Raw genomic sequence first — 3746 nt, forward strand, 5'->3', positions numbered from 1 at the left:
GGTTTCTCAAAAACAATGGAGCTGTTATCGAGATTAAGCACAGAAACATCAGAACGAGATCTTTGAGCGATATCAAGGAGATTGCCATCATCATCTTTTTCATTTTTGCTGATTTTCAACGTCCATGTTGTATCGTTTTTCAGATCAAAGCGTGTTTGCCCATTTTCGTCATTTCTTACACCGCCTTGTAAGACAGAATGATCTGCGGTTAAAGTAAACATTCCAACAGGCTTTGTCTTCTGCTTTATGTTTTTGAATAACGTATCTGCAAGGATTTTTGAATTTTTGAGATTAATTTTCCCCATTGATTCCTCGGTATATATTCCAATACCATTTTCAACGATCAGATTTGTATTGGTCAAATTAACTTCACCGTTTTGCCAATCTTGTGGAGTACGACTACTTAGGCCCTTTAAATTATTTTGAGACAAATCTGCAAATAACGTATTTTTAGTCAAATCTGGAAAATTGTTAACCAAATCTGAAAAATTGTTAGTCAAATCTGCAAAATTCACCCCAGCAACCCCTGCTGTTGCAGAAGTATTTGCGAGATCAATATGTCCATTGCTCTCTACCGATAGTGCAACTATTGTTGCATCTATTTTGTTTTTAGCGTCATTGACCATCTTAATCGTGCTATTCTTGGATGCGACAAGTCCAAAATCAACTTTTCCAATCGTTGTTTTTCCGTTTAATTCAATGACGCTATTTTCAGTAGCAAATGCACCTGAGCCAGGCAGTTTGAAGATTTCCTCATCGATTTCAATAATTATTTTACGTCCTTTTATCGTTAATTCTTCGCTTGTGATTTTTCCTCCGCTCCGTGCATTAAGACCTGTGGGAATATTCGTAATTGTTGTTTTTCCGTTTAATTCAATGACGCTGTTTGGGCCCTCAGCTAATGCGCCTGTAGCTGAATCTTCGCCATTTTTTGTGAGTACAACATCTTTAACATTAATATATCCACCCAAAATTGCATATAATGAATTATTACTCCCAGTAACAGTTCCTCCTGTCATGAAAATTTTTGATTGCTCACCAATGGCATTCAGCGCATTATACTCAGATGAAATGATTTTCGCACCATTGTTTAAAGTAATGCTACTGCCGTTTTGAGCAATTATTGCTTCTCTTTTTGCCTCAAAAGATCCGCCGGTAATTGTTATTTGAGATTTGTTATCTGCTAAGATGCTGTTTTTTGCTTTCGTGACGGTTACATTATTTAAAGTGACAATACTTCCTTTGTCAGCACTTATTCCTTTATCCATAAGAAAGTCATCATTTCCGCTTGATATTTTCACATCTTTCAGCGTGTTTTCTTTGCTGGTGGTGTTAAGAAATGATGCACCTACTGCTTTGTCTCCTGTGACCTCAATCGATCCTCCGGTCATTTTGATTGTCGCATCATCACTTTCGGCTTTAACACCGATCGAAGCATTTTTAATTGTTGTGTTACCATTTAATTCAATAGTGCTGTGACCTCTTGCAAACGCACCGAATCTTGTTCCTTTACCATCTGCTGTGAGTACAACATCTTTAACATTAATATATCCACCAGCTTTTGTGTATAATACACTATTGCTCCCAGTAACAGCTCCCCCTGTCATAAAAATTTTTGATTGCTCATCAATGGCATTGAGCCCATCACCGTTAAGTGATGTGATTTTTGCCTTATTGTTTAAAGTAATGATACTACCGTTTCGAGCATTGATTGCTGTTTCTTTTGCCTCAAAAGATCCACCGATAACTGTTATTTGAGTTTGGTTATCTGCAAAGATGTTGTTTTTTGCTTTTTTAACAGTTATATTTTTTAAAGTGAGTTTACTTTTTTTTTCAGCTCTTATTGCGTTATAGGGTTCGCTGTTTTCACTTGTTATTGTGACATTTTCCATATTTCCGTTACCAGCATTTAGCTGAATAGCGGTTTTATCAACGTTGATAGAACCTCCTGTCATTTTGAATGTAGCGTTATCCGATATATTAACGCCGTATTCATAGGAAGATTTAGTTCCAAGTGGAGCACCAATGATGGTATTGTCCGATAATTCAATCAAACTATCGGATCCTTTAACGGTGACAACGGTTGTAACAGATGGTGGTGTTGGAGAGGTACTCCCCAGCTTTAAATTCTTGCCGATGATTTTTCCACCCGTTTCTGCCCAAATATTATCGTAGCTTTTTTTAGAGACTTCCATTTTTTTTCCATCAGAAACTTTAAGTTCTTCCGCTTGTGTTTTGTGGTAGGTCCCAAATAATAGAATTGCTGCAATTGCTGTATACGATAAAAGAGACTTTTTAGACATTTATGTTCTCCTCACTTAAATTAAGCTACAAATATTTTTCCTGTTTTCCATATCTCCACTTGTTATAAGAAGAACAAACAATATAAGAAAATAAATAATGGTCTATAAAAAACATTCTTCCTGATCACTATTTTATAATTTACTTATAGTCAAATTAAAAAATATAATAATTAATGTATATATTTACATTTAAGTCATATTATATTTATAGTTTTATTTATTACGTATTAAATATATAATTAAAAATATTAAAAATGATATTTAAGGACAATATTATAAGCAAATGATCGTTGTTTGTTTGTACTTTTTTAAGGGTATCACAGTACTGTCATATATTTTGATGCATTAAGGAGAATAAAGGGGGGACAGCATCGTTGGGAACAGCCGTCAGCAAAAATTAAAAAAGTTTATTTAATTTTAGATCTGAGGTGTTTTATACTGGATGTAATGTGTTTTATAAATATGCTAAAGAGCACTGATTGATGCTTTTATAAATCTTAGTTTCTTCTTGAGTATTTTGATAAAGTGGTTGATGTCTTTGTTTTTTTGGTGTATTTAATTAAGTTATCTGCGTAAAGAAATATTTTGCAGTATGTTTCCTGTGTAAAGAGGAAAATAATAGTAGCTTGTGCTTTTTATCTACTTACGACAGTAAAACTTTACATTTTCTTTTTGCTTTGAGAAAAAGGGGGAGGGGATTTTATGAAGCAAGCGCGATTTATCAATAAATACATATAAGGTGTTTTTTCTGAAAGTTTTACTTTCACTTGGAGATGAAGCGCTTTGCGACATTTTTGTTTATGAGAGATAAATGCCATTCAATATCTAAGACAGCGTAAGGGGCAGATTTCTCAAAATCACTGAATTTATTCTCACCCTTAAGCATAACCACCCGCTTTAGTGCATATTTTCATTCTTTTGCGCAAAGACTGCTACACGCATTTCACACTCCCCAATTCCAGCAAATTGGCAAGACCTTCCACAGCTTTCTTTTCAGGATTATAACGAAAGCGCTTTTTTGCCTGTGTACGAGCAGCTACTTCAATCTGGTATGCATCAAAAACAATACCTAGCTTTGTCAATCAATAAATCTTGATGGAGATGATCTTGGGAGGATAAAAAACAAAAGCTATTCGAACGATCTTTTTATGAAAGGGTGTCAAGAATAAAAAAAGGCAGCGTATTGTGCTGCCTTTTTTGATGAAGTGTACAGAAATAACAATATACCTGTTGTTATAAAGTTTTGCCTCAAAACTGATAGCGTATTCCTCCTGAAAAATTTGCACCACTTATACCAGTTTTCTGAAGCTTTTGTTGATAGCTTACATCACCATGAAGGGAGAAATTGTGAGACAGTTGCGCATTAATGCCAACGCCGCCTTCAATTGCAGGTCCCATAGGATCAAGGTCAAAATCTCTGCCAATCCGGATGGTACCATCATC

General features: G+C 34.9%; 2 protein-coding genes and 1 pseudogene. All 3 read right to left on the reverse strand.

The annotated features are described in order from the left end of the window. Window positions 1–2303 (reverse strand): annotated as a pseudogene (locus tag ACFIM8_RS08860) (autotransporter outer membrane beta-barrel domain-containing protein); the annotation flags it as partial. Between the two features lie 932 nt (window positions 2304–3235). After that, entirely contained in the window at window positions 3236–3385 is a 150-nt protein-coding gene (locus tag ACFIM8_RS08865) for a hypothetical protein (protein WP_375607570.1), read from the reverse strand. 166 nt (window positions 3386–3551) lie between these two features. After that, window positions 3552–3746 (reverse strand): autotransporter outer membrane beta-barrel domain-containing protein (locus ACFIM8_RS08870; protein WP_375607571.1); only part of this gene is annotated, 195 nt, incomplete at its 5' end.

Source organism: Bartonella sp. AC535YNZD (assembly GCF_042196625.1).
In the GTDB taxonomy this organism is placed as follows: Bacteria; Pseudomonadota; Alphaproteobacteria; order Rhizobiales; family Rhizobiaceae; genus Bartonella.